Origin of the sequence: Variovorax sp. KBS0712, assembly GCF_006323185.2 — a bacterium.
Classification (GTDB): Bacteria; Pseudomonadota; Gammaproteobacteria; order Burkholderiales; family Burkholderiaceae_C; genus Variovorax; species Variovorax boronicumulans.
The window spans coordinates 1,131,049-1,156,138 of sequence record NZ_VCCD02000001.1 but is presented as its reverse complement, the minus strand read 5'-3'; the positions used below and the strand labels follow the sequence as shown (position 1 = coordinate 1,156,138).

Annotated in this window: 14 protein-coding genes, 2 tRNA genes, 1 pseudogene and 1 riboswitch; of the genes and pseudogenes, 10 read left to right on the top strand and 7 right to left on the bottom strand. The window is 69.1% G+C overall.

The window, feature by feature from the left end; genetic code table 11:
• Positions 1-851: 851 nt before the first annotated feature.
• Positions 852-957, top strand: a riboswitch (TPP riboswitch).
• Positions 958-1,034: 77 nt separating this feature from the next.
• Entirely contained in the window at positions 1,035-2,375 is a 1,341-nt protein-coding gene (locus FFI97_RS05150; RefSeq protein WP_139704188.1) for a purine-cytosine permease family protein, read from the top strand.
• Here FFI97_RS05150 and thiD read toward each other — a convergent pair.
• Entirely contained in the window at positions 2,320-3,168 is an 849-nt protein-coding gene (thiD, locus tag FFI97_RS05145; RefSeq protein WP_095745499.1) for a bifunctional hydroxymethylpyrimidine kinase/phosphomethylpyrimidine kinase, read from the bottom strand. The two genes, FFI97_RS05150 and thiD, sit on opposite strands and share 56 nt — an antisense overlap.
• Before the next feature lie 35 nt (positions 3,169-3,203).
• On the opposite strand from thiD, the pseudogene FFI97_RS05140 reads away from it, so the two are divergent.
• From FFI97_RS05140 to FFI97_RS05105, 8 genes and pseudogenes are all read left to right on the top strand, one after another.
• Positions 3,204-4,312, top strand: a pseudogene (locus tag FFI97_RS05140) (FAD-dependent oxidoreductase).
• Between the two features lie 14 nt (positions 4,313-4,326).
• Complete coding sequence (gene thiS, locus FFI97_RS05135) at positions 4,327-4,524, top strand: sulfur carrier protein ThiS (RefSeq protein ID WP_062472460.1); 198 nt, start codon at positions 4,327-4,329, stop codon at positions 4,522-4,524.
• Positions 4,525-4,562: 38 nt separating this feature from the next.
• Complete coding sequence (locus FFI97_RS05130; RefSeq protein WP_139704184.1) at positions 4,563-5,372, top strand: thiazole synthase; 810 nt, start codon at positions 4,563-4,565, stop codon at positions 5,370-5,372.
• On the top strand, positions 5,369-6,328 hold the full coding sequence (gene thiE / locus FFI97_RS05125) for a thiamine phosphate synthase (protein WP_139704181.1): 960 nt from the start codon (positions 5,369-5,371) through the stop codon (positions 6,326-6,328). The genes FFI97_RS05130 and thiE overlap by 4 nt, the downstream gene beginning before the upstream one ends.
• On the top strand, positions 6,325-8,466 hold the full coding sequence (locus FFI97_RS05120; RefSeq protein ID WP_139704178.1) for a TonB-dependent siderophore receptor: 2,142 nt from the start codon (positions 6,325-6,327) through the stop codon (positions 8,464-8,466). Before thiE ends, FFI97_RS05120 begins: the two co-directional genes overlap by 4 nt.
• A gap of 115 nt (positions 8,467-8,581) precedes the next feature.
• Positions 8,582-8,657: transfer RNA gene (locus tag FFI97_RS05115), tRNA-Asn, on the top strand.
• A gap of 189 nt (positions 8,658-8,846) precedes the next feature.
• Positions 8,847-8,922, top strand: a tRNA-Asn gene (locus FFI97_RS05110).
• Positions 8,923-9,198: 276 nt separating this feature from the next.
• Positions 9,199-9,639, top strand: a complete 441-nt coding sequence (locus FFI97_RS05105; protein WP_062472450.1) for a YXWGXW repeat-containing protein — start codon at positions 9,199-9,201, stop codon at positions 9,637-9,639.
• Positions 9,640-9,675: 36 nt separating this feature from the next.
• Here the strand turns inward: FFI97_RS05105 and FFI97_RS05100 are convergent, their stop codons facing one another.
• From FFI97_RS05100 to FFI97_RS05080, 6 genes are all read right to left on the bottom strand, one after another.
• Entirely contained in the window at positions 9,676-11,439 is a 1,764-nt protein-coding gene (locus FFI97_RS05100; RefSeq protein WP_139704176.1) for a DUF11 domain-containing protein, read from the bottom strand.
• Complete coding sequence (locus FFI97_RS05095) at positions 11,429-13,537, bottom strand: DUF11 domain-containing protein (protein ID WP_139704173.1); 2,109 nt, start codon at positions 13,535-13,537, stop codon at positions 11,429-11,431. Before FFI97_RS05095 ends, FFI97_RS05100 begins: the two co-directional genes overlap by 11 nt.
• A 19-nt stretch (positions 13,538-13,556) precedes the next feature.
• Positions 13,557-20,657 (bottom strand): DUF11 domain-containing protein, encoded by a 7,101-nt coding sequence (locus tag FFI97_RS05090; RefSeq protein WP_260684904.1) that lies wholly within the window; start codon positions 20,655-20,657, stop codon positions 13,557-13,559.
• 325 nt (positions 20,658-20,982) lie between these two features.
• Positions 20,983-21,288, bottom strand: coding sequence for a hypothetical protein (locus tag FFI97_RS33870; protein ID WP_260685019.1), 306 nt, complete (start codon positions 21,286-21,288; stop codon positions 20,983-20,985).
• A gap of 922 nt (positions 21,289-22,210) precedes the next feature.
• Entirely contained in the window at positions 22,211-23,914 is a 1,704-nt protein-coding gene (locus FFI97_RS33865) for a hypothetical protein (RefSeq protein ID WP_260684903.1), read from the bottom strand.
• 126 nt (positions 23,915-24,040) lie between these two features.
• On the bottom strand, positions 24,041-24,664 hold the full coding sequence (locus FFI97_RS05080; RefSeq protein WP_139704170.1) for a DUF11 domain-containing protein: 624 nt from the start codon (positions 24,662-24,664) through the stop codon (positions 24,041-24,043).
• On the opposite strand from FFI97_RS05080, the gene FFI97_RS05075 reads away from it, so the two are divergent.
• Entirely contained in the window at positions 24,649-25,035 is a 387-nt protein-coding gene (locus FFI97_RS05075; RefSeq protein WP_139704169.1) for a hypothetical protein, read from the top strand. The genes FFI97_RS05080 and FFI97_RS05075 overlap by 16 nt on opposite strands.
• The last annotated feature ends 55 nt before the right edge of the window (positions 25,036-25,090 follow it).

The following is a 25,090-nucleotide window of genomic DNA, read 5'->3' as shown; positions in this document are numbered from 1 at the left end:
CCAGCGACACGCTGGCGACCGCCACAATCGTCTGCGCGACGCCCTCCTCGTCCTGCCGCCGGCTCGGCCGGGCATGGCTCACGCCCAGTTCCTTCATCGACGGCAGAACGAAGGGCGCGGTCCACACGGCGCGCTGCGCCTTCTCGGCCTGCGTGAACCAGTCCTGGTGCACCGGGTCGTCCTCGCTGCGAAAGGCCTCGATGCGCGTGGTCTCGTAGCGCCGCCGCGGGTCTTCGTCGCCGTCACTGTCGGGCGGCGACTTGTACTCCCAGGTCTCGGTGGTGAAGTCTTTCTCGCGCAGCACCTGCCGCACCACCGACACGGGGTGGCGCATGGCCATCAAGAAATGGCCATCGTCGCTGCCCACGCCGATGCTGTCGATTTCGGGTGTCTGTTCCAGCGCGGCCCAGAGCAGCTCGGCGGTCTGCTCGCCGTCGTGGCCCGCCGGGTGCAGGTCGGGCGTGTGGGCGATGGCGCGCACCAGCCCTTCGGTCTTCGCGAGGAAGGCGAGGACGTTGTCTTCGACCCGGTCGTGGTTGACCTTGTGCGCCGACTCGCCCACCTTCGACACCAGCTGCTCCGCCCCCCAGTAGCCGAAGGCCACCAGCAGCAGCGACTGCAGCAGCGCGACCGCGCAGATGATGGTGCCGACGTCGACCCGGAAGCGCCGCAGGCGGGTGCGCGGCGCGTTCGCGGGTGGCGCCGGTGGCGGTCCCGGCTGCTTGAATTCGTCTGCCATGTGTCGTGGTTCCCCAGGGCATGTGAAACCGCCCTCGCGACGCGGATTTTCATGCGTCTGCGACGTTCTGCGGCGCGGGGATAAAATCCGCCCCGCGCCGCAGTTCGCTGGGGCGCATCGCTAGGGGTGTCGAGCCGGATTGTTCCGGGGCTGACTGAGAGAGTCCCTTTGAACCTGACTGAGGTAATCCTCGCGCAGGGAAGCTGGTCCGGTGGCCTGTCGCGTTGTCTCGCGCGACGGCCGCGCCACTGGAGCCTCGCCCACCTGCCAAACCTTTTGCACTGGAGCAAAACGGATGGCACACGACCACGACAACGACAGTTCCGCTTCCGGCAACGAAGCGCTCACGCCCCTGCCCGCCTCCCGGCGCGTCTTCGGCTGGCACGACCACGCCTCGCTGTGGTTCAGCCTCGGCGTGGGGCTGCTGGTGATGCAGATCGGCGCCTACCTGGTGCCGGCCGTGGGCACGCGCGACGCGGCACTGGCGATCGTGCTGGGCTCGCTGCTCGGCGCCGGGCTGCTGGCCTGGACCGCGCGGCTGGGCTGCGAAACCGGGCTGGCCAGCGCCGGCCTGATGCACGCCACCTACGGCAGCGCCTTCGCGCGGCTGCCGGTGCTGCTCAACATCGTGCAGCTGGTGGGCTGGACCACCTTCGAGCTCGTGATCATGCGAGAAGGCACGCAGGCCATCGGGCAACAGGCCTTCGGCCCCGCGCTGGGCACGGCCTGGGGCGGCGTGCTGACCACGCTGCTGTGGGGCGCGGTGCTGCTGGCCCTGCTCGCGGGTTCGATGGTGAAGCTGGTGCGCCGCTTCGTGAGCCGCTTCGGCCTACCGCTGGTGGTGCTGTCGCTGCTGTGGCTCAGCTGGCAGTTCGCGACGCGGCTGCACGCCAAGGGCCTGGACGCCTTCTGGGCCCGGCCGGGCGACGGCAGCATGGGCATGTTCAGCGCGCTCGACCTGGTGATCGCGATGCCGGTGTCGTGGCTGCCGCTGGTGGCCGACTACGCGCGCCACGGCAAGCGCAGTGCCGCCGGTGGTTTGGGCAGCGCGTTCAGCGGCACCTGGATCGGCTACGCGCTCGCCAACATCTGGTGCTACGCACTGGGCGTGATGGTGGTGAGCGTGGCCGAGCCGGGCACCAGCCTCGTCACGGCGCTGCTGCTGGCGCAGGGCGGCCTGGTGGCGCTGGGCCTGATCCTCATCGACGAACTCGACAACGCCTATGGCGACGTGTACTCGGGCTCGGTGTCCACGCACAGCCTGCTGCCCCGCTGGAGCGTGAAGCGCTGGGGCCTGCTGCTGGCAGTGCTGTGCATCGGCCTGGCGCTGGTGCTGCCGATGCACACGCTCGAACCCTTCCTGCTGCTGCTGAGTTCGGTGTTCGTTCCGCTGTACGGCGTGATCCTCGGGCGGCTGGGCAGCGGAAGCGCCGTGTCGGCAAGCGGCACGCGCACCATCGACTGGGGCGCGGCGCTGATCTGGCTCGCGGGCATCGCGGCCTACCACGCGCTCGCCAAGTGGGCGCCGCAGTTCGGCTCGGCGCTGCCGACGCTGGCGGCGACCTTCGTGCTGGCCTGGCTCAGCCGGCCGACAGCGGCAAGCGGTGGGTCGGCACTGGCGCAAAGCCGTGGTTGAGCGGACCGTGGCCCGCACCGACCTGCACATTCGCACCGGCGCTCATCGCGCCGAGGATGTACGTGCGTGCGCGCTCGACCGCCTCGGGCAGCGCCAGGCCCAGTGCCAGGTGCGCGGCGATGGCCGACGAGAGCGTGCAGCCGGTGCCGTGCAGGTTGCGGCTGGCGATGCGTTGCGACGCGAGTCGCTTGCGCGCGCCGCTGCGCTCCAGCAGCACGTCGACCACCTCGTCGCCCGGCAGGTGGCCGCCCTTGAGCAGCACCGCCTTCGCGCCGAGCGCGAGCAATTCGTCGGCCGCGCCGTCGAGCGCGTCGATGCCGCCGATGGCATGACCGACCAGCAAGGCGGCTTCGTCGAGGTTGGGCGTGACCACCACGGCGCGCGGGAACAGCTCGCGCACCAGCACCTGCACGGTCTCGGCCGCGATCAGGCGGTCGCCGCTGGTGGCGATCATCACGGGGTCGAGCACCACGTTCTTCAGCTGGTAGCGGTCGATGGCCCAGGCCACCACCTCGACCACCTCGGGCGCGTGCAGCATGCCGAGCTTGACGGCGTCGACGCCGATGTCTTCCACCACGGCCTGGATCTGCGCCTTCAGGAAGTCGGGCGGCACGCCGTGGATGCCCGAGACGCCCACCGTGTTCTGCGCGGTGAGCGCGGTGATGGCCGTCATGCCGTAGCAGCCGAGCGCCGCGAAGGTCTTGAGGTCGGCCTGGATGCCGGCGCCGCCGCCGCTGTCCGAGCCGGCGATGGAGAGCACGCGTGCATAGCGCTGGGTGGGTGCTTGGGTCATGGCGAAAATTATCGGCGAGCCGACGGAGGTGCCGCATGAGCACACCGCATCCCCTGCCTTTCGGCTCGGCGGCGATCCTCGGCGCGGGCCTGATGGGCCGGCTGCTCGCGGTCGAGCTGGCACGCGCGGGCTGCCGCATCGACCTGTACGAAGCCGGCAGCCCCGAGGCCGAAGGCGCGGCCGCGCGCGTGGCCGCGGCCATGCTCGCGCCGCTGGCCGAATCGGCCGTCGCGCCGGTGTCGGTCGTGCGCATGGGCCAGCACGCGCTGTCGCGCTGGCCCGAGCTGCTAGCGCCGCTGGCACAACCCGTGTTCTTCCAGCGCGAAGGCACGCTGGTGCTGTGGCACCGGCAGGACGCCGCCGAGGCCACGCGGCTCGCGGGCGTGCTGGCGCGCACCGGTGCGCAGGTGCCCGAGCTGGCACCGATGCAGGCGCTCGACACCCCCGCCGCCATCGCCGCGCTGGAGCCCTCGCTGGGCACGCGCGCTTCGCGCGCGGCCTGTACCTGCCGGGCGAAGGCCAGCTCGACAACCGTGCGCTGCTGGCGTCGCTGCGTGCCACGCTGGAGGCTGATGCCCGCGTGACGCTGCACTGGCAATCGCCGCGTGCGCCCTCCGACTTTTCGCCCGGCACGGCAGGCCAGCCCGACTGGGTGATCGACTGCCGCGGCCTCGGTGCCAAGCCGCAATGGAATGCACTGCGCGGCGTACGCGGCGAGGTGATCCGCGTGCATGCGCCCGAGGTCACGCTGCAGCGGCCCACGCGGCTCGTGCATCCGCGCTACCCGCTGTACATCGCGCCCAAGCCCGACCATCTGTTCGTGATCGGCGCGACCGAGATCGAGTCGGACGACCTGTCGCCCGCCAGCGTGCGCTCCACGCTCGAGCTGCTGAGCGCGGCCTACGCGGTGCACAGCGGTTTTGCCGAGGCGCGCATCGTCGAGATCGCGACGCAATGCCGGCCCACGCTGCCCGACAACCTTCCCGCCATTCGCCAGCCCCAGCCGCGCGTGCTGCAGATCAACGGCCTGTACCGCCACGGTTTCATGATCGCGCCCGCCCTGCTCGACGCGGCGATGGAACTGCTGGCGCACGGCCGTTCCACGCTCGCACGCGGCTTCGGCATGGACGTGCCCGACGCATGACCACAACATCGACGATGAACATCCTGATCAACGACAAGCCCTGCACGCTGCCCGAGGGCGCGCTGCTCGCCGACGCGCTGGCCGTGCTGCAGGCCGTGCCGCCTTTCGCGGTGGCGGTGAACCGCGAGTTCGTGCCGCGCTCGGCCTATGCCACGCACCCACTGCACGCCGACGACCGCGTCGAGGTGATCCGCCCGGTGACCGGCGGCTGACCGAACGCACCAGAGACAAGACGATGGAGACGACAACCATGACCAATCCCGATCCCCTGGTCCTCTACGGCCAGACATTCCAAAGCCGCCTGCTGCTGGGCACCGCGCGCTACCCCTCGCCCGACGTGCTCGAAGCCGCCGTGCAGCGCGCGAAGCCCGCGATGCTGACCGCCTCGCTGCGCCGCCAGACCGCCAGCCAGGGCTCCGGCAACAGCGACCTCGGCAACGGCTTCTGGGAGCTGCTGCGCAAACTGGCCGTTCCGGTGCTGCCCAACACCGCCGGCTGCCACAGCGTGCAGGAAGTGATCGCCACCGCGCAGATGGCGCGCGAGCTGTTCGACACGCCGTGGATCAAGCTCGAGCTCATCGGCGACGACTACACGCTGCAGCCCGACACGCTGAACCTCGTCGATGCGGCGTCGCAGCTGATCCGCGACGGCTTCCACGTGCTGCCGTACTGCACCGAAGACCTCGTGCTGTGCCAGCGCCTCGTCGATGTCGGCTGCCAGGCCGTGATGCCGTGGGCCGCGCCCATCGGCACCGGGCGCGGGCCGGTCAACCCGTATGCGCTGCGCCTGCTGCGCGAGCGGCTGAAGGTGCCGATGCTGGTCGACGCGGGCCTCGGCCTGCCCTCGCATGCGTGCCAGGTGATGGAGTGGGGCTACGACGGCGTGCTGCTCAATACCGCCGTCGCGCTCGCACAGGAACCCGTCGCCATGGCCGGCGCGTTCGCCGATGCAGTGCAGGCCGGCCGCGCCGCCTACCGCGCCGGCGCGATGGCCGCACAGGACGCCGCGCAGCCCAGCACGCCCGTGCTCGGCACGCCCTTCTGGCACCACGCACCATGAACACCATCGACACCACCAACGCCCGCGCCGTGGCGCAAGCCATCGTCGCGGCCCACGGCCTGCGCTTCGGCGCCGCCACGGCCACGGCCGTGAGCGGCGCGCCGCACTTTACCTCCGACGACGCCATCTATCGGGGCGCCAAACAGGCCTGCACCGCGCTCGGCTTCATCGAGATCGACGCCGAATGCCTCGCCCATGCGTGGCGCGCGCAGACCGAACGGCTCAGCCAGTTCGACGCGTCGGCATGGCCCGATGCGCCAGTCGATTTCGGCATGGGACCCTTTCCACCGACCGCGCGTGCCGACGCCTTTCCGCCCTGCCCCGAACGGCTCGGCCTCTACGCCGTGCTGCCCGACGCGGCATGGGTCGGCCGCATGGCGCGCGCCGGTGTACCGACGGTGCAGCTGCGCTTCAAGTCGGACGACACCGAGGCCGTCGCGCGCGAAGTGCAGGCCGCCGTCGAAGCCGTGCGCGGCACCGGTGCGCTGCTCTTCATCAACGACCACTGGCAGGTCGCCATCGCGGCCGGCGCCTACGGCATCCACCTCGGGCAGGAAGACCTCGACACGCTATCGCCCGATGAGCTTCAACAACTGCGCGCTTCCGGCCTGCGGCTGGGCGTGAGCACCCATGGCTACGCCGAGATGGTGCGCGCCGACGCGGTGAGCCCGAGCTACATCGCGATGGGCGCCATCTACCCGACCACGCTCAAGAAGATGGCGACCGCGCCGCAGGGCGTGGCACGGCTCGCAGCCTACGCGCGGCTGCTGCGCGGCTACCCGCAGGTGGGCATCGGCGGCGTCGATGCCGTGCGGCTGCCCGAGGTGCTCGCCACCGGCGTCGGCTCGGTCGCCGTGGTGCGCGCACTGGTGGCCGCCGACGACCCCGAGGCCACGGCCGCTCAATGGATGACGGCGATGCACGCCGCCCCCGGTTCCCCTGAACGCACAGAATGAACGCTCGACTTTTCTCGCACTCCCCGCTTTCGCGCGCGCTTGCCGCCGCCCTCCTCGCTTTCGGTGCTTGCGGCGCGCATGCGCAATCGCAGTCGCAAGCACTGCCCGAAGTCACCGTGAACGACGGCGCCGCCGCGCCGCAGGCCGAGATCAGCGGCTTCGGCGACGTGCCGCTGCGCGAGCTGCCGCTGTCGGCCACGGTGATCGACAGCCAGCAGTTGCGCAGCAGCGGCGCACGCCGCCTCGCCGACCTGACCCAGTTCGACGCCTCGGTCACCGACGCCTACAACTCCGCCGGCTACTGGGACTACCTCACGGTGCGCGGCTTCGTGCTCGACAACCGCTTCAACTACCGTCGCGAAGGCCTGCCGATCAGCGCCGAGACGGCGATCCCGCTGGACAACAAGGAGCGCATCGAGATCCTGCGCGGCACCAGCGGCATCCAGGCCGGCACCAGTGCGCCGGGCGGGCTCGTCAACTACGTGGTCAAGCGCCCGACCGAGCAGGACCTGCGCACGGTCCGCCTCGAAACCACGAGCCGCGGCAGCGTGCTCGGCGCGATCGACGTCGGCGGGCGCTTCGGCGAGAACCGCCAGTTCGGCTACCGGCTCAACCTGGCCGGCGAAAAGCTCAAGCCGCTCACGCACAACCTGGACGGCAGCCGCCGCCTCTTCTCGCTCGCGGCCGACTGGCGCATCACGCGCGATTCGGTGCTCGAGTTCGAGGTGGAGCAAAGCCACAAGCAGCAGCCGAGCCAGAACGGCTACAGCCTGCTGGGCAACACGCTGCCCCGACCGGTCGATCCGCGCATCAACCTCAACAACCAGCCGTGGTCGCAGCCCTCGGTGTTCAAGGCGCTGACCGGCACGGTGCGCTTCAGCCAGGCACTGAATGCCGACTGGCGCTGGAGCGCGCAGATCGGCCAGCAGCGCCTGAAGACCGACGACCGGCTGGCCTACGCCTTCGGTTGCGGCGCCGAAGGCAACTACGACCGCTACTGTTCCGACGGCACCTTCGACGTGTACGACTTCCGCAGCGAGAACGAGCGCCGCACGCAGACCGCGGGCAGCCTGAACCTCAAGGGCAACGTGATGACGGGCAGCGTGCGCCACGAGCTGGGCTTCGGCCTGCTGCAAAGCCGCGTGCGCAACCGCTTCCAGGACCAGGCCTACAACTACGTCGGCACCGGCAACATCTGGGCCACCGCGATGACGCCGGCCGACCCGCGCCTGACCGACGCCAACACCAACCGCAACGAGCGCTCGACCGAGCTGTCGGTGCAGGACGCAATCCGCTGGAACGACCGCTTCACGACCTGGATCGGCGCGCGGCACACGCGGCTGTCGCGCGACAGCATCCGCACCGACGGCTCGCGCCCCACCGGCTACAGCGACAGCATCACCACGCCGTGGATCGCGGCCAGCTACACGATCCAGCCCGGGCTCCTCGCCTATGCGAGCTGGGGCAAGGGCGTCGAATCGCAGGTCGTGCCGAACAAGAGCTCGCAGTACGCGAACGCGGGCGAGGCGCTGCCCGCGCTGCAATCGCGCCAGTGGGAACTGGGCCTGAAGGGCGGCGACGCGGCGTTCAACTGGCAGCTCGCGTGGTTCGACATCTCGCGCCCGATGACCAACCTCGACCTGTGCGGCGCGTCATGCACGGTGCGCAACGATGGTCGCGCGGTGCATCGCGGCCTCGAAGCCGGCGCGCAATGGACCGGCGGCCCGTGGCGCCTGGGCGGCAGCGTGGCGCTCATCGACGCCAAACGGCGCGGCAGCACGGCCGCGCCCGAGCTCAACGGACAGGCGCCCACCAACGTGCCCAAGCAGGTGCTGCGCGCGCAGGCCGCGTATCGTTTCGCGTCGGTGCCGGGCCTCGAACTCGCGGGACAGCTGTCGTACGAAGGCCGCCGCAACGTGCTGCCCGACGGCTCGATCCGGCTGCCGTCGTGGACGCGCCTGGATGCAGTGCTGCGCTACGACACCAAGCTGGCCGGCATGGCCACGAGCTGGACGCTGGCTGTCGACAACCTGTTCGATCGCCGCTACTGGAAGGAATCGCCCTACCAGTTCAGCCACGTCTACCTGTTCCCAGGTGCGCCGCGCACGCTGCGCCTGGGCTTGAGCATCGCGATGTGACGACATGAGCGGGGCGCTTCGTCTTCGTCATCGCGGCGTCGTCGCCACGAATTCGTTGCGCCGGCGCCGCGTTGTTTTGGAAGCCCCAAAAATCACGCTATAATCTAAGGCTTGTTCCTCGATAGCTCAGTTGGTAGAGCGCCGGACTGTTAATCCGTAGGTCCCTGGTTCGAGCCCAGGTCGAGGAGCCACAATAAAGCCGCAAGGCCTCTGGAAGGCCCGCTACTCACAAGGTAGCGGGCCTTTTCATTTGTGAGACGACCGTCGAACGAAGACGTGTGCCAAGCGATGGAAAGAAATCGCCCCGCACACTTCGATTGGCAAAAATTGAGGGTCGCCGTTCAGAACGGCGATTCCATTGAATATAATTGAAGGCTTGTTCCTCGATAGCTCAGTTGGTAGAGCGCCGGACTGTTAATCCGTAGGTCCCTGGTTCGAGCCCAGGTCGAGGAGCCACCATTTGCTGAAGGCCCGTTACTCACAAGGTAACGGGCCTTTTCGCTTTGCGGGGGCCTTTTCGCTTTGCGGCCCTTTTGCTTTGGCGCCACACATCGGCCGCCGCCAACCCGCTCGCGGGCCTGTCCGACACGCAGGCCCCGCCCTGCGTGCAAAACTCCCTCTTTGTTAATGACTTGTGCTGCCCTGCCCCGGGCAAACCCGTGCACGCGACGCGCCGCTCAGGCGTTGTTTGGGCTCAGTCATTCACAAATAACAACCATCAAGGGCATCACGATGAAACTCACAAGAATTCTCCTGGCCGCCGCCGTGGCCGCCGCCACCTTGCCCGCCGTGGCGCAGGTGTCCGTCAACATCAACGTGCCCGGCCTCATCCAGGTCGCGCCACCCGCACCGCGCTACGAACCCGCGCCACGGCCGCGCAGCGGCCAGGTCTGGGTGCCCGGCCATTGGCAGTGGAACGACCGCGCCTACGCATGGCGTCCCGGCTACTACGTGGCAGCCCGCCCCGACTACGCCTACGCCCCGGGCGGCTGGGTGCGCGCCGACGGCGGCTGGCGCTGGCGCGAAGGCGACTGGCGCCGCGCCGAGCGCCGTGAGGAACGCCGCGAAGACCGCCACCACCGCCGCCATGACCACGACCGCTACGACCATGACGACGACCACCGCGGCGGCGGCCACTGCCCGCCCGGCCAGGCGAAAAAGGGACGCTGCTGATAGCAGCAGCTTGCGCGCCTGCTGACGCGCAAGTCGTCAGTTCACCGTCACCGTGAACCGCACGTTGCCCGTGCCGCCGGGCGCGAGTTGTCCGGTGAACTTCCAGTCCAGCGGACCCGTTCCGCCCGGCGCCTGGGCGGCTGCACACGCCACGGCCGGCGCAGGCAATGCATTGGCCGGTGTGCGCTTCGTGCATGCGGTCAGCGTCGCCGGGGTCGCGCCTTCCTGCGAGGCGACGAAGCTGGTGTAGACCGGCGTGACGTCGCTCACCGTCAGGCCGCTGATCGGCGTCGCGCCGTTGTTGGTGTAGGTGATGCGGTACTCGAGCGTCTCGCCCGACTTGGCTTCGTTGTTGAGCCCGAAGTCGCCGTTCTTCGTCAGGTTGCGCACTTCCTTCTTGAGCTCCAGCGCCGTGCTCGACACGGTCGTGGTATCGAGCACGAGGTAGCTCGCGCTCAACGCGGGTGATGCGTTCGTGAACACGAAGCTCGCCTGCACCGAACGCTTGTCGTTGTAGCCGGCGAGCGCGCCGGCCGGAATGAACTCCTGCACCACCACGCAAAGGTTCTGCCCCGTCATTACGGGCCGGGGCACCGCCGGCGGATAGAGCACCGTAGCGCCGGCCTGCAAGGCACCGGTGCAGCCCGGGTCTTCGTAGATTTTTGCGCTCCAGCCGTCGATCGGCGGCGTGGCCACCGCGCCGGCCACACCGAAGCTCACCGTCCCGCCGGTCTGCGCCACGAAGGTGTGCGCGTGGCTCACGCTGCTGCCGGGCGAGCCGGTGCGGGCGCTGTCGGCGCCGAAGCGGTTGAGAGCCACGTCGCCGAAGTTCAGCTCGCCGGCCCGGGCATCGTTCCATGCAAAGGCGATGTGGTCCGGCGCCCCTGCGGCGGTGCGCGCGTAGGTGTAGGTCCGCCCGCCCACGGCCACGCCCGTGCCGGAAGGCAGCGGCGTGGCACCGACCGACGCCCCCGTGGACAGATGACCCGCCGGCGTCACCTCCTCGACGCACACCGGATCGCCCTCGGACGGCGACGAAGGCTGCGACGGCAGCTCCAGGCGGTAGTGGCCCGAGCCGTCGGTCACGGCCGTGGACCACACGCCCGCCGCACAGTTGGTGAGCCGCATCCGCACGCCCGCGAGCCCCGCTTCGCCACCGTTGGCCACACCGTCGTTCGGCACGCCCGCGCCGCGGCCGTTGTCGATGAAGACGCGGCCGGTGACGGCATGCGCATCGCTGTTGACGAAGGTGCATTCAAGGTCCGCACCGGCCACCATCCACTCGGCAGGAATCTTCAGCGCATTGCCGGCCAGCACCACCGGCGGCGCCGACGCGGCCGCTGCGGCCGGGCTCGAACCCGACACCCCGCGAATGGGCGACGGCGCGATGACGTCCTTCAGGTCGCGGCAGCTGGCGCTCACCGGGTTCACGGGCCAGCCGGCAGGCGACGTTTCGGTGATGGTGACCGGCACGCCCACCTTGCCGGTGATCGTCTGCGCACCGATACCCCGGCCCGGCGCGCTGACCGTGATGGTGTCGCGGGCCACGCTCAGGCCCGACAGCGCAAAGTCGAAGCGATGGGTGCCGGAACCGCTGATCACTTCCTTGACGATGCGAAGTTTCGGAGGCAGGAGGACCGCGACCGGCCCCGTCGAGTCATCGCAGAGCGCTTCGTTCGGCAAGGTGGTGCAAAGCGGATCCCCACCACCGCTCAGGTTGATGGAGTTCGTACCACCCAGCGGCCCGACGGCCGTGGCGTCGACGTGCACAGGAATCTCGACAGAGAAGCTACCGGGCATGACACCCGCAGCCACGCTGCAGCGGACGACCACGGAGCCGGCGGGGGAACAACCGCTCAGGACACCCGTGGTATTGATCGCGACCAGCACGGGCGGTCCAGCCAGTGTGATGCCCTTGGGCAAGACGTCCTCGAGCACGAGCGGCGCTGTGGTCGGAGCAAAATCCACAACGACGTCGACCAGGTAGAGCTGCCCCGGCGCCCCGACAATCAATGGGTGGGGCCTCGAATACTTGAATCCCCGGATGCGCGTCCCAGCAACCGGTGTGATTGTCGTGCTCGCGCATGGACCGACACCGTTGCACGCGGGGTCCCCGCCCCCCCACGGCCGTTGCCGCGTTGATCACGCGCGGCATCGCAGCCGCCAGAGGCGTCACCGGAATGACGAACGACGCGGACGTTGCCATGCCCGCAGGCACCGTGCACGTCACGACCTGCCCGACCCTGCTGCACCCCGAAGGCAGCTTGCCGATCGTCAAGGAGACTGGGAAGGTGTCAGTGATGACAGTGTTCGCCGTCGTCATCCCGGCATTGGTGCTGCTCAGTTTCAGCGTGTAGCTGGCCGGCAGGCCGACAAGAAACTCCGACGCATCGGCCATCTTTTCGAGCTTCAGCGTCGCCTGTGGTACCACGCGCGTGGGCGGCGTGGTCGCATCGCACGCCTGTCCTGGCGCCGTCGTGCAGGCGGCGTCGCCACCGCCGCTGAGGTTCACCGTGTTCGTGCCGCCGTTGGGGCCCACGGCCGATGCGGCGACGTTCACAGGAATCCGTATTTCGAAAGTGCCGGGCGCGATGCCCGCCGCCACGCTGCAGTTGGTCGTGTTCGATCCCGAGGTCGGGCAACCACTCAGCACGCCGGTGGTGGTTCCCGCCACCAATGTCGGGGCCCCGCGCAGGGTGACACCCGGCGGCAAGGTGTCCATCACCGAGATCGGCGCCGTGGTCGTGCCGTTGGCCACGGTAACGAGCACAGCGTAGAACTGGTTGGGCGCCCCCACCCCCAGCGGGCTGGCGCTGACCGTCTTGGTCGAGGTGATGACGGGCGGAGGCGTAGGGACCACCGGCGTGGTCACCGTGCTCGTGCACGCCCCCATGTCGTTGCACATGGCGTCTCCCCCCCTCGATACCGTGGCCGTGTTGGTCACGCTGGGCACGGCAGAAGGCAGGGGCGTCACCGGAATGACGAAGGACACGGACGATGTGAGCCCTGCGGGCACCAGGCAACTGACGGCCTGGGCCGCTCGGCTGCACCACGGGGGAAGGTCGCCGATGGTCAGCGAAGACGGCACGTTGTCGGTCACCACCATTTCGGAAGTGGTCGCGGTGCCACTCGAGTTCGTCAGCGTGAGTGTGTAGCTGGCGGGCTGGCCGACGACCCATGGGGCCGCGCTGGCTTCCTTCTTGAGCGCCAATGGGGGAACTGGGAGGTTTTCCACGAAGAAGCACACCAGGTTGTCCGACCCATTCGGCTGACCGTAGAGTGGCTCGTGCGAGAGCGTCACGGAAGACACGGATGTTCTCGAAATAAGGGCCCATGCAGAGGCCCCACGACCGAACGAGGTGGCGAGGTCCGCCCCCTCAAGATTGCCGTCTGCGTCGATTTTTACCGGCGCAAGGGCCCTAAACTCTGTGGCCGATAGATCGGAGATAGGCGTCGTGACCTCCGCCGCAGTGAACGGATAGTGGTTTCCGTTGACGGACACCGCCATCTTCTCGCACCCAATTGCTGGGTCGCAGTCGAGCACGTAAGTTCGAATGCTCAGGTTCTTCACCGGCACAGAAAAATTGAACGTGCATGCTTCCCACGAGTTGAACTTTCCCAGCGTGAGATAAGTACCCCATGCGCGCTTGTCCTCCACCCTGCATGCACCCTCCGTGGTGACAGCGACTTCCCCGTAGGTTCCGCTCTTCCATATACATAGCTCCGCAGCCGTGGCCTGCGTGCCGATCAGGAGCGAGGTCAGTGCCAGAAAGGCGACGCCGCGCAAGGCATGAAAGAAGTGCGCCACGCCTTTTGCAAGCGCCATCGCACGCGTCCGCACGGGTAGGCAGCGAAGCGCCGTCGCGCAGCGCATCGAATCAGTTTTTTGCATTTTCATTGGCCATTCCTCCGCGACTTCATCGATCGGTCCGCTCGTCTTTCACGGGGGCTGCTGCGCCCGCCGACGCGGCACCCAGCGCCGTCTCGTCGAACTTGAAACGCAGCCGGATGTACGCGCCCTTGCTCGTGTAGTCGTTGGCCGCCAGGTCGCGGTCTTTCAGGCCCACGAAGTTGTAGCCCGCCGACACCCACAGGTCCTTCATGACCTGGTAGCCGACTTCGATGCCCAAGGTCTTCTGCAGGCCGCCGCCCTTGCCGCGCAGCAGGCCGGCCTGCACGCCCAGGTCCCAGCTGTCGTTGAGGTCTTGCGTGTAGCGCGCCTGCAGCAGGTGCGCCCAGTAGGTGCTGCGCAGCAGGCCGTCGTCGGCGCGCGACCACTTGGCGGCGTAGCGCCCGTTGATGACGGTGCCGGGGCGCGGGTTGTAGTTGAGGTGGGCCGAGACGATGTCGGCGCTGGTGCGCCCGGGCAGCGCTGCGCTGCCGTTGCCCGCACCGAAGACGCTCGCGCCGTCGAGCGCACCGGTCGAACTGCCGGTGCCGGTGACGCGCTCGGAACCGCGTTCATAGCGCATGAGCGCGTTCCAGCTGTCGGTGTCCACCGGACGGTAGGCCAGGCCGATCTGGTGGCGCGCGAGGTGGTGCGCGTTGCCGGCGTTGGCGCCCTGCCCTTCGCTGGCGCTCATCACGCTGCGCGCCAGCAGGCTCCATGACGGATCGATCTTGAAGCCGAAGCCCGCGCTGAACAGGCGCGTGTCCGCGTCGTCGCCGTGGCGGCCTTCGAGGATGCCGCTGGCCTTGATGCGCGCGTCGGTGTATTCCACGCCGCCGGTGATGGCGGTGGAGTCGCCCGCCAGGCCGCTGGCGTGGCCGGTGCCGTTGTTGCCGCTGTTGCGCAGCCCGCCGATCTGGCGCGTGTGCTCGATGCCGCCGGTCAGGCGCCAGTGGTCGTCGACCCTGAAGGTGTTGCGCACGCCCGTGGCGGCCTGTGCCGCGCGCCCGTCGAGGCTGTCGGCCAGGCGGTACTCGCTGTACACGCGCCCGCCCTCCATGTAGGCGCTCTCGATGCCCAGGATGCCCACGTTGTTCGACTGCCCCGCGTTCAGCTCGTACGGCCCGTAGAGGCTGGAGACGAGTTCGTAGCGGCCGTACAGGCGCGTCTTGTCGGTGACGGCGTAGTTGCCGCCCACGGCGAGCACGTGGCGGTCGGACTTGCGGATGTCCTGCTCGCCCTCGACGAACACGTTGGCTTGCGGCACGCCCGGCACCTGCGCCGACAGGCGGGCGCGCACGGTGGTCAGGTCGTCGTCGTTGGCATTGGCCTGGGTGCCGGCGTTGACCGCCGCACCGAGCGCGGTGACGTTGTTGGCGGCCACGCCGCTGCCGAGGTTGCCGCTGTAGGTGGAGACCTGGCCGTAGTCGAAGCCCGAGCCGCTGCCCAGGCCGGTGCCGTTGTGGCCGTGGCGCAGGCCGAACTCGCCCACGAGCTGCTCGCCGAACTTTCTCTGCACGCTGGCGGTGATGCCGCGGCGGGTGCCCTCGCGCAGGGCGTCCTGGCCGTAGAGCAGTTCGCCGCGCAGCGCGGTGGCGGCGTCGAGCCGGTACTCGGCGCGCGCCGAGGCTTCGGTGCGCCCGGCCGAGAAGCTCGCGCCGGGGTTGTCGAAGCCGGTGCTGGTCTTGCTCGCGAGCGCGGCCACGGCCAGGTCTTCGCCCTGGTGGCGCAGCTCGACGCGGGCGCCGCTGCCCTTGCCGTTGCGGTCGGAGTCGGTCTGCACCCATTCGCCGGCGACGGTGGTGTGATCACCCAGGCGCGCCAGGGCGGTGACGGCACCGAGCTTGCGGCGGTTCTCGGGGTTCTCGTCGATGGCCGCGACCACGCCGACCTGCAGGTTCTTGGCCACCTTGAGCTGCACGTCGGCACCGGCCACGGTGAACTTGGGGCCGCCCGCATCGACCTCGTAGGTGACGCGGATGGACTGCGGGTTGAGGTTCGCATCGACCGACGCGATGGCGCGCGTGAACAGCAGGCGGCGCGTGAGCGGCTCGACGGTGTAGTCGACGAAGCGCGTCACGGTCGAGCGCTGCAGCACGAGGTCGGGCTGGTTGCGGTCGCGCACGACGATCTCGACCTGCTCGCTGTTCTCGACGAACTCGCCGCCCCTGGCGCCCAGGTAGTACGGGCCCGAGGTGCCGACGGCGCGGAACTCCTCGACCTGCTGGGTCTGCGCGGTGCGCGAGGCATACGTGGTGGTGCGCACCTCGCCGTCGTCGTAGACGTGCTTGAGGCCGGTGAGCGAGCGGCTGACCTGGCTCAGGCTGCGCACTTCGGTGCTGCTGGCGGTGCTGAAGTCGCCGTACAGCAGGTAGGAGCGGTTCTTGTCGATGCGCACGTAGAGCTTCTGCGTGCTCTGGGCGTCGAAGCCCTTCGCGGACGAGTCGCCGTACACGGGGTAGAACTCGTCGGGGCGGATGTCGCGGAACAGGCGGTCCTTGCGGGTCTTGTCGGAATCGTAGGCGGCGGTGAGCAGGTAGTCGCCCTTGACGGCGCCCTTGAAGAAGAAGGCAGCGCGCGCAGCGGCACGGCGCTTGTCGTTGCCCTCGTCGGCCAGGCCGGACAGCTCGGCTTCGAAGGCCGCGCCCGCGGGCATCGCGCCCAGCGGCACCTGGCCGCGCTTCGTGAAGTCGAGCACGCCTTCGACGATGCCCACGCCGATCATGGGGCGCAGCTCGGGCAGCAGCGCCAGGCGCGCCTCGCTCGTGAAGCTCGCGGCCGTCACGCGCAGGCGAGCATCGCCGGGTTCGCCGGGCGGCAGCAGGCGGAAGTCGGCCACGCCACCGTCCATGAAGACCTGGGTGCCGGGCTCGGCGGGGTTCAAGTCTTCGTCGAGCCAGCGGCCGCGGTCGGTCTCGAGCGTGAGCTGCGTGCGCGCGGTCACGGGCACGCCGGCCGCGTCGGTCAGGCGCACCTTCACGACGACGGGCGTGCGCAGATCGGCCTGCGCCGAGGCAGGCACGTCGATGTGGATGGCGCCGAGCTTGTCGGGCGCGGTGACGCTGATCTGCTGCGCTGCGCCGCGCACGTTGCCGAACGGATCGACAGCTTCGAGCACGAGGCGGTTGACGCCGGGCCGCAGCACGATGCCGATGTATTCCCAGGCGCCGATCCGGCGGCTGGCCTGCTCGGTCTTCTTGCCGACGCGGCGCTCCTCGACGCCCTGGCCGTTGACGCTCAGGCGCAGCGCCAGGCCGGCTTCGCCCTTGACGCGCACGTTGAGCGAGGTCGAGGGCAAGGTGTCGCCATCGCGCAGGTCGATGAAGCCCAGGGCGTTGCTTTCGATGCGGGGCAGCAGGGCTTCGAGATCGATGGGGTTGGGGACGGCTTGCGGCAGCGCCACCGCGGCGGTCGGCTGCGCAATACCGCGGGACACGCGCATGCCGGAGAAAAGACTGCCCACGGGGGATGCGCCATCCGCCGCGGCGCCGCCGGTCGCCGCGCCGAGCGTGCTGCCCTGGCTGCCCGACGCGCCGCCGATGAAGCTGCTGGGCGATGCGGGTGCGGCGGGCATCGCGATCAGTGGCGCCGAGCTGGCCTGCGTGGTGCTGGTGCCAGTGCTGCCGCCCGCGCGTACTTCGCCACTGGCAGGCAGCGCGCGCCGGTCGCCCACGGGGACGATCCGGCCTTCGGGGTCCAGGCGCATGCGCACCTGGGCGTCGGCCTCGGTGTCGGGCACGGCGGCGATGGCCTCGCGCCGCGCGATGACCTCGCTCATCACCGTCGGCGCGTCGCAGTTGGCGACGACGAAGTTGGCCTTGTGGAATTCGCCCTTCTTGAGATCGACGAAGCGGCTTTCGGGGCGCCCGGCATTGCGGTTGTCGAGCGCGTCGAGCCGCGCACCGACGGGCAGCGTGGTGGCATCGAGCCGCAGCACGTGAGTGACGGGCTTGAGGCCGTACAGGCTCCACTTGCCTTCGACGTCGGTGATGACGTGCGTGCCGTCTTCCATGTACAGGCGCACGCCGGGCACGCCGATTTCGTCGGTGCCCTGCTGGCGGCCGTCGCGCCGGCAGTCCATGTAGACCTTGCCGAAGAGGAAGGCGTCGTCGGAGAACACGCCGCCGGTGACGCGCACGGTCCATTGGGCGAGGTTCGACTGCATGGGGCCGGAACTGGCGCGGGCACGGTTGACGGCGTCGCCGTTCGTCGGTGCGCCGACGCCGACGCGCACGCGGTAGCGCACCGTGGCGGACTGGTCGACCCCGAGCGCGAGGCTTGGCTGGTTGAAGACCAGCCGGGGGCCGGCCCCGCCCACGGGATCGGCCGTGGCCGTGCCGTTGAGCCGCGCGCTGCCGGCCACGTAGGCGAAGCCCGGCGGCAACTGGTCGGAGAGGCTGAGGCCGGTGACGGGAAAGCCGGTCTTGTTGGTGACGACGAGTGCGTAGTCGAGGAAGTCGCCGAACTCGACCTGGCGCTTGCTGCCTTCCTTGCGCAGCACGAGGCCAAGCACGTTGCCCGGGTCGAGCGGGATGTGGTTGTGCAGCACGTCGCAGGCCGCGCCCGAGGGCTCGAAGCCGGCCTTGAGCGAGAAGTGGTGCGTGGTGGGCTCCGCCCCCTGCGGCGACGCAGCGTTCGGGACGATGGCGCCGCAGCGCTCGAAGGTGCCGGGCATGGCCGGGATGAGCTGCGAAGGCGCCGCGTAGGCACTGCCCGCGGGCGGCGTCACGCCCAGCGCATAGGTGCAGCTGCCGGTGACCGGCGGCGACAGGAAATAGAACTGGTAGCCGCCGTCGGCGCCGGTGGTCATTGAAAGGCTGCCGTCGGCGTTGGCGCGGTAGACGCCGCTGTCGCCGCCGAACACTTCGGCCAGGGCCATCGGCCGGGCGGCGCCGTCGCTGCACGACTGGCGGGCGAAGGTGACGACGGCGCCGGCCACCGGTTGGCGGGTGACGGCGTTGTAGACCACGCCCTGCGGGTCGGCCAGCATGGAGGACGCGCTGCTGGCGCTCGCGGTGACGAGCGCGGCCGACGACGCAGGGGCGGTGTTCTGCTCGAACGCAGCGGCCCAGGCCTTGTTGGTGAACGGCACGCGGGCACCGTTGCTCGAAGGCTTGCGGGTGACGCGCACGGTGAATTCGATGTCCTCGCTCTGGCCGGGTGCGAGAGCGCGGCTGCCGTCGGTGAGGCCGAGTGCCGCCTGCATCGGCAGCTTGAAGGGATCGGCGCTGGCGGCGGCCTCGCGGTCGCAGGCGGCGCGGCCGGTGAAGCCGGATGCGATCTGCAGCACGCCGTGGCGCACCTTGGGCGCGCCAACGAGTTCCCAGGCGGCGACGAGGCCCTCGGGCTTGTCCATGTCGAAGGTGCAGTCGAGGTTGTCGATCACCCGCACGTTCGGGGCCGGGGCGGCGCCGGTGTTGCCGACCTTGAAGCGGTAGTCGAGTTCGTAGACGCCCTCTCCCACGCGGCGCGGCTGCGAGACGCTTTTCACGAGCGAGAGCACGGGCTGCTGCAGCTGCACCGGCGTGGGCGAGGTGTCGTTGCCGGGGTTGCCGTCGCCGTCGGCATCGGGGTTGCTGCCGTTGACGGAGTCGTCGAAGACGGTAGGCGGGCCACCGGCGGCGAGCGCGGCCTGTGCGCGCACGGTGTTGAGCAGCGTGCCCGCGCGACCCGACACGTGGAAACGCACGTCGAAACGCACCGTGAACTGGCCGCCCACGGGCAGCACCGCGCCGGGCGCGAGCAGGTCCTGCGCGGAGACCGTGCCGTTGAACGCGGCGTTGACCGCCGCCACCGTGCCCGCCACGCCGTTGCCCGGACCGCCGACGATGGACAAGGTTCCGGGCACCACGGCGTACTGGCGCGCGCCCGGCACCGCGGCGGTCGTGCGGGTGCCGAACTGCGCGGCGCCCTGCCCTTCGAGCACGTCGGCCAGCTGCACGCCGTGCAGCGCGGTCGTGCCGTAGTTGCGCACGTGGACGTCGAAGGTGACGGTGGCCGTGCCGTCGGGTTGGCCGTCCGCGCCGCGGTGCATGCGCGGCGTGGAGGCGGCCTTGGCGACGCCGATGCGGCCCTGGCCTTGCGGCGGCGCCATCGCGATCACCACCGTGTTCGACGGCGACGCGGCGGGCGCGACGCCGTCGTTGTACTGGCTGTGCGCGGTGTTGCGGATATCGCCGGTGTGATCGGCCTTGACCTGCACCGCGAACTGCATGGCGATGGAGGCATTGCGCGCGAGGGCTGTGGGCACGCCGATGGCCACTTCGATCGCCGCGCCGTCTTCGGCGGTGCGGTAGCTGAAGTCGGCGTCGCCGGGCATGCGGAACAGGCGCACCGCGCCGGCCGCCGTGCTCTGCAGGCTGCCAGGCAGGTAGCGCGTGCCGGTGGGCACGAGGTCGCGCAGCAGCAGCAGGCTGCGCGGGCTGCCGTTGACCAGCACCTGCGTGCCGGTGGGCGCGGCCGCGCCGCCGGGCTGCGCGTCGCGCGCGCCGGTGTTGGTGCCCGAGATGCTGAAGTCGATGCGCGTGCTGCCGGGCACGACGGCCCCCGCATGGCTGGCCGACTTGACCAGCGCGAGCACGGCGACGCTGCCCACGTCCACCGTGTCGCGATTGCTCGCGCTCGCGCCCTGCAGGGCGGTGGTCGCGCTCAGCACCACGCAGGCACTGCCGCTGGCCGCGGCGGGAATGGTGCCCTGCACCAGCAGTTCGGCCGTCTGGCCCGGCTCCAGCGCGAGCGTGCTGGCGGCACCGGGCAGCAGCACGAGATCGGAGGCGTCGACGACGCCGTTGTGGTTGGCGTCGCGCGCCACGCGCAACACTGACAGGTCGAGCCCGTCGGCCGGGCACCCCGCGCCGTCGTTGACGAGCCCCAGGGTGTAGCGCGAAGCCACGTTGCCGGTGTTGGTGAGCAGGTGGCTCAGCGTGACGACGGTGCCGGGCGGGCGGTTCACGCGCTGGTCCTGCGTGAGCGACAGCGCCTCCACGGGCAGCACGCTGGCGGTCACGGCATTGGAGATGGCCGTCTCGCTGTGCCCGAGGCCGGCAGGGACGTAGGTGCCCGTCGCGATGCTGCGGATCACGACGCCGCCGGGAGCGGGCGCCGCTTGCGCGACCGGTGCGAACAACATGGCGAATGCAAGTGCGAGGCCGAAGACTGCCATCGCGCTGCGCGCAGGCGCCGCGCAGCCCCACCACCGAGGCAAGCCGGCACGCGAAGAAGAAAGAAGAAATGGCACGCGGTGAACCTTCCCTCGCACCTCCCGCTGCGGGAGACACGTCAAACAGTCGAAGAACTCTTTCCTCTGCCGCCTCGAAGGCCGGCAAGGCACGGCTTGCATGCAGCGATGTGCGTGAAAGCGGCAGGGGAAACAGGCGAGGCACCGGGGATGAACCCGGGCCTCGCGGGAAACAGCCGACGGCCCTGACGGGACCGTCGGCGGCGCCGATGTCAGATCAGGGGTTGATCTGCACGGCGAAGGTCAGCGTGACCTTTCCACCCGGGGCCACGGTGTTGGCCGTGCTGCCGCAGCTCACCGCGGTGGCGGTCGATGCAAAGGCCGGCGCCGTACCGCCAATGCCTGGGGCTTCGCACTGCAATGCAGGCTGCTTCGCGCTCAGGACGGTGTATGCCGGCAGTGCGTCGTTGATGGCGATGTTGGTCACTGGCACGACGCCTTCGTTGGTGGCAACGACCTGGTAGACGATGCACTGACCAGGCTTCAACTGCAGCGAATCTGCCTTGAAGACCGTGTCCGCCACGCCGTCACAGGTCGCGTCGGCCGCCTGCGTCTTGAGGACGCGAATCTGGCCGGTGATCACGGCCGTGATGTCGGTGGCCGAGGGCGCACCGCAGTTGGGGGCCGGATCGGTGAAGGTCGCCGTCACAGTCGTGGTGTTGCTGACACCCGCACTCACGCCACCCGGCGCGAACACGCGCACCAGCAGCTTCTGCGCCGCACGGGCCGGCAGGCTTGCCTGCGGGCCGTTCACCGGCGTGTCACCCGCATCGATCTGTCCGTCGCCGTTGACGTCGAGGTAGACCGTGGTGGTCCAGCCTTGCGCCTCATCTGCCGCAGGCACCTTGGCTGTCAGCGTGTACGCGCCGCAGCTCTGGGCGCCGATGTTGGTCAGCGTGTGGGCATACACCACGGTGCCGCCGGGTGCGACCTGGCCGTTGTTGTTCGGCGTGAGCGAAGCGCCCAGCTGGAGGGCCGTCGAGGTCACCGTCACGGCGTCGGTCTTGACGTCGGACGCGATGCCGCCGGTCGAGGCCACCGCAGTGGATTGCACCTTGAAGTAGATCTTCACCGCAGTGACGGCGGCTTGCGAGGAAGGCGGCGTGACGCAGGCCGCGATCTCGCTTTGCCCGCCAGCGATGACCGCGACGCTCGGGATGGTCGGCGATGCACAGGTGCCGCCCGCCGCCACGAACTTGACCGTCCAGCCTGCCGGCAGCGTGCCCGGGAAACCGGTCGTCTGGCTGGCGGCAAGGTTGTAGGTCGCGTCGATCACGTCATGGTTCTTCACCCACAGCGTGAAGACGGTGCCGGTGCCGGCACCTGTGTCGTGGACCTGCGTTGGCAACGGGCTGGGGCCCGCGCCGAGGTCACCGTTGGCGACGCCGCCGGTGCCTGTACCAATCTTTGTATTGGTCAGGTCGACCAGGGTCTCGATCACACGCTCAAGGCGGTCTTCGGTCGCATCGACCTTCGTGTTGTCGTTCACGGAGCGTCCGAGCACCGTGGCCACGTAGGCACCGCCCACCGTGCCCGGCGGCAGTTGCGCCTGCGTCACGATGTTGAGGCTCACGCCGGCCGGAATCGGGCCTGTGTCGGGCACGCCGTCGCCGTTCGTGTCGGGCAGCGGTGCGCCGCTGTCGGCCGCGAAGAACTGGAAGCTCGTACCGGCCGGGAAGGTGCTGGCGGAGATCGACAGATTCACGGCATCCGAGGCGCCGCCCGTGTTGAACACGGTTTGCGGGAAACGGACACTGCCGCCCGTAACAGCCAGCGTCTTCGTGGTCAGGTCCTGGCCGGCGGGGTTCGGCGTGCCGGGTGTCGCGTCGAGTGCCGTTGCAGCCGTGGACGGGTTGGAACCCACCACGATGCCGAAACGCGCCAGGACGGTGTATGCCGGGGTTGGAGGTCGAGCCGACCGTGCCGATCAACGCTGCGGTCACGCCGGCCGGCGCGGTCGCGGGGTTGTAGCGGGCCACGTTGGTGGTGGTGGACGTGCCGACCGCCGCGGTGCTGTTCACCAGCACCACGAAGCTCAGCGTCTGCGTCACGTTCGGACTCAGCGAAGCCACCACGGCATTCAGCGTGTTGCCGGTCACTTGGAAGTCGATGCCCGACGGATCACCGCCCGCACCGTCACCCAGCGCCGTACCCGACGCACCGCTCCACACGGCCGAACCGGTGACGTAGGTCAAACCTGCAGGCAACACGTCGGACAGCGCGAACTTGCCCGGTGCGCCGCCCGTGTTGTTGAACGTGAGGGTATAGACCGAGTACTGGCAGTTCGCGTTCGACGCGAGACCGGCTGCCCAGCTCGTGGCCGTGCAGGCAGCGGAAGAGCTCGGCCCACTGGCCGGCGCGGTCGGCCAGACGCCGTTGCCCGGCGCTGCGACCGACGGAGTGCCGATGACCTTGGTGAGGTTGAACACCGCATCGGTGGCCAGCTTGACCTCGTCCTTGTCGGCCGCCGAGGTGTTCGGCGCGGTGTACAGCGCCGGGGTGCCCGGGGTGGCGGTGATCGTTGCGGCATCGAAATTGCCGGCGCCGGTGGCCGAGCCCGGGATCGTGTAGGCCACGACGAAACGGAACGCGCCGTTGTTGCCGGGCACGCTCTGCGCCGGGGTCACCGTGCAGACGTCCGTGCCAGCTGCCGAGCAGAGCGCCGTCGTGCTGTCGGGCAGCCCGTTGCCGTCGGCATCGGCGAAGACCTCGACGCGCGAGAACTTGCCCGCATCGGCCTTGACTGTGAGGCCGAAGGTGTCGACGCCATTGCCGGTGTTGGTCAGCACGTGAGGCGCATAGACCGTGGCACCGGCCGCGCCGGACTTGGTGTTGACGATGGTCGTCGTGACCTGGTTGACGCTGTCGAGCGTGAACGAGCCCACCTGGAGAACAGTGGTCTGCACCAAGTTGGAGGTAGCGACCTGGGTCGTCCCGGCGGCGTCCGAATAGCTGGCGGACGCCTGGTTGCCGATGACGGTGTTGGCAGGCGGCGACGCGGCAAATGCAGCCGGGCTTCCGAAAAGGAAGCCCAGCGTCAACGCTGCGGCGCCTGCCCAGGGCGCGCACGGCTTGCAGCCGCTGGCGCGTTGGGTTGGCTGGGTGGGAATCACGTAGTTTTCTCCTCTGTTGTCGATGAACGGGAACACGAAAGAACCTGGCCGGTACGTTTCGATGGGCGAACGCGTACCTGCCGACTGGCACTCAGAAACAAGAGATCGATGGAAAAGGCGGGCGCCCTCGCCTCGCGCAGCGCGCGAGAGCCGGCGCGGCCTTTACTTGCCGCGCGGAGGCGGCGTGGCGGGCGTGGGAGGCACAGCCGTTGGCGGCGCGACGGTTTCGACCTTGGCGCGCGCGCTCACGGCGAGGCTGCCGTTTGCCGGCAACTGGCCCAGGCTCCAGCGCAGCATGCGGTACTCGCTGTAGGGAACGGGTTCGGTCTTGCCGCCGGGCAGTTTGCGAACGAGCGGCTCGGGCTCGAAGACGGCGGTCTTGGTGGCGGCCTTCACGAGGCTGGCGCCCGGCTTCGCGCTGCGCGGCAGGTATTCCAGCCCCTCGGGGATCGGCAGATCCGCCACCAGCCCCTTGACCGGTTTGCCCGTGTTGTTGGTGTAGGTGGCCTTGTATTCGATGACGTCACCCGGCTTGATGGTGGCCGCGTCCTGGAACTGTTCATTGCCGTCGGGCCCCCTGACCACCTTCGACTGGGCGAGGACGACGGTCACGGCCTGCGCCGCGACAGGTGCGCGCGGCGCCTCCAGCGAAGCGGTGGGTTGCGCGAACGCGACGGTCGCGGCGCCTGCGGCAAGCAGGACCAGGCCTGCGCGGATCAGCGGGTGGACCGCCCCTGCGCGGCCTCGCGACGACGACAAGAACAAGTCCCATGTGGATGCTGTCATTCAAACCCCAATTAACAATATTTGAAATTCACGTCGCAAAATTTGCAATCAACCTCTTATTGCAACCAAATAGCCAACATTGCTTGCAATTGAAGGCAAGCGGCCGCTTAGATTTTTGCGTACTGAATTCTTATGTCTCGGGGCTTTTATGGCAATCAAACAAAAGAACAGAGGATGCGCAAATGAGACATATTGAACAAACAAAATGCATCCACCATTTCGCTCGACCTGAAGCCTCCCCAATTGAAGCTTTCAAGCTTCTGGGAGAGTCAAAACAATTGAGATCGAATGACAACAACAGCAACCTCAGGCGTACCCCTTATGCGCCAAATAATATTCTCAATGAATTCGAACCCATAAGATTAATTTGAAATCACTCATTCGATGCGGCACAAGAAATTATTCATCGATGAATTACAGAGAAAT

What these genes read in the sequence shown, in the direction of transcription:
- FFI97_RS05150 (WP_139704188.1), top strand. Translation starts at nt 1,035, where the DNA reads ATGGCACACGACCACGACAACGACAGTTCCGCTTCCGGCAACGAAGCG.
- thiD (WP_095745499.1), bottom strand. Translation starts at nt 3,168, where the DNA reads ATGACCCAAGCACCCACCCAGCGCTATGCACGCGTGCTCTCCATCGCC.
- thiS (WP_062472460.1), top strand. Translation starts at nt 4,327, where the DNA reads ATGAACATCCTGATCAACGACAAGCCCTGCACGCTGCCCGAGGGCGCG.
- FFI97_RS05130 (WP_139704184.1), top strand. Translation starts at nt 4,563, where the DNA reads ATGACCAATCCCGATCCCCTGGTCCTCTACGGCCAGACATTCCAAAGC.
- thiE (WP_139704181.1), top strand. Translation starts at nt 5,369, where the DNA reads ATGAACACCATCGACACCACCAACGCCCGCGCCGTGGCGCAAGCCATC.
- FFI97_RS05120 (WP_139704178.1), top strand. Translation starts at nt 6,325, where the DNA reads ATGAACGCTCGACTTTTCTCGCACTCCCCGCTTTCGCGCGCGCTTGCC.
- FFI97_RS05105 (WP_062472450.1), top strand. Translation starts at nt 9,199, where the DNA reads ATGAAACTCACAAGAATTCTCCTGGCCGCCGCCGTGGCCGCCGCCACC.
- FFI97_RS05100 (WP_139704176.1), bottom strand. Translation starts at nt 11,439, where the DNA reads ATGCCCGGTAGCTTCTCTGTCGAGATTCCTGTGCACGTCGACGCCACG.
- FFI97_RS05095 (WP_139704173.1), bottom strand. Translation starts at nt 13,537, where the DNA reads ATGAAAATGCAAAAAACTGATTCGATGCGCTGCGCGACGGCGCTTCGC.
- FFI97_RS05090 (WP_260684904.1), bottom strand. Translation starts at nt 20,657, where the DNA reads ATGTTGTTCGCACCGGTCGCGCAAGCGGCGCCCGCTCCCGGCGGCGTC.
- FFI97_RS05075 (WP_139704169.1), top strand. Translation starts at nt 24,649, where the DNA reads ATGTGGATGCTGTCATTCAAACCCCAATTAACAATATTTGAAATTCAC.
- FFI97_RS05080 (WP_139704170.1), bottom strand. Translation starts at nt 24,664, where the DNA reads ATGACAGCATCCACATGGGACTTGTTCTTGTCGTCGTCGCGAGGCCGC.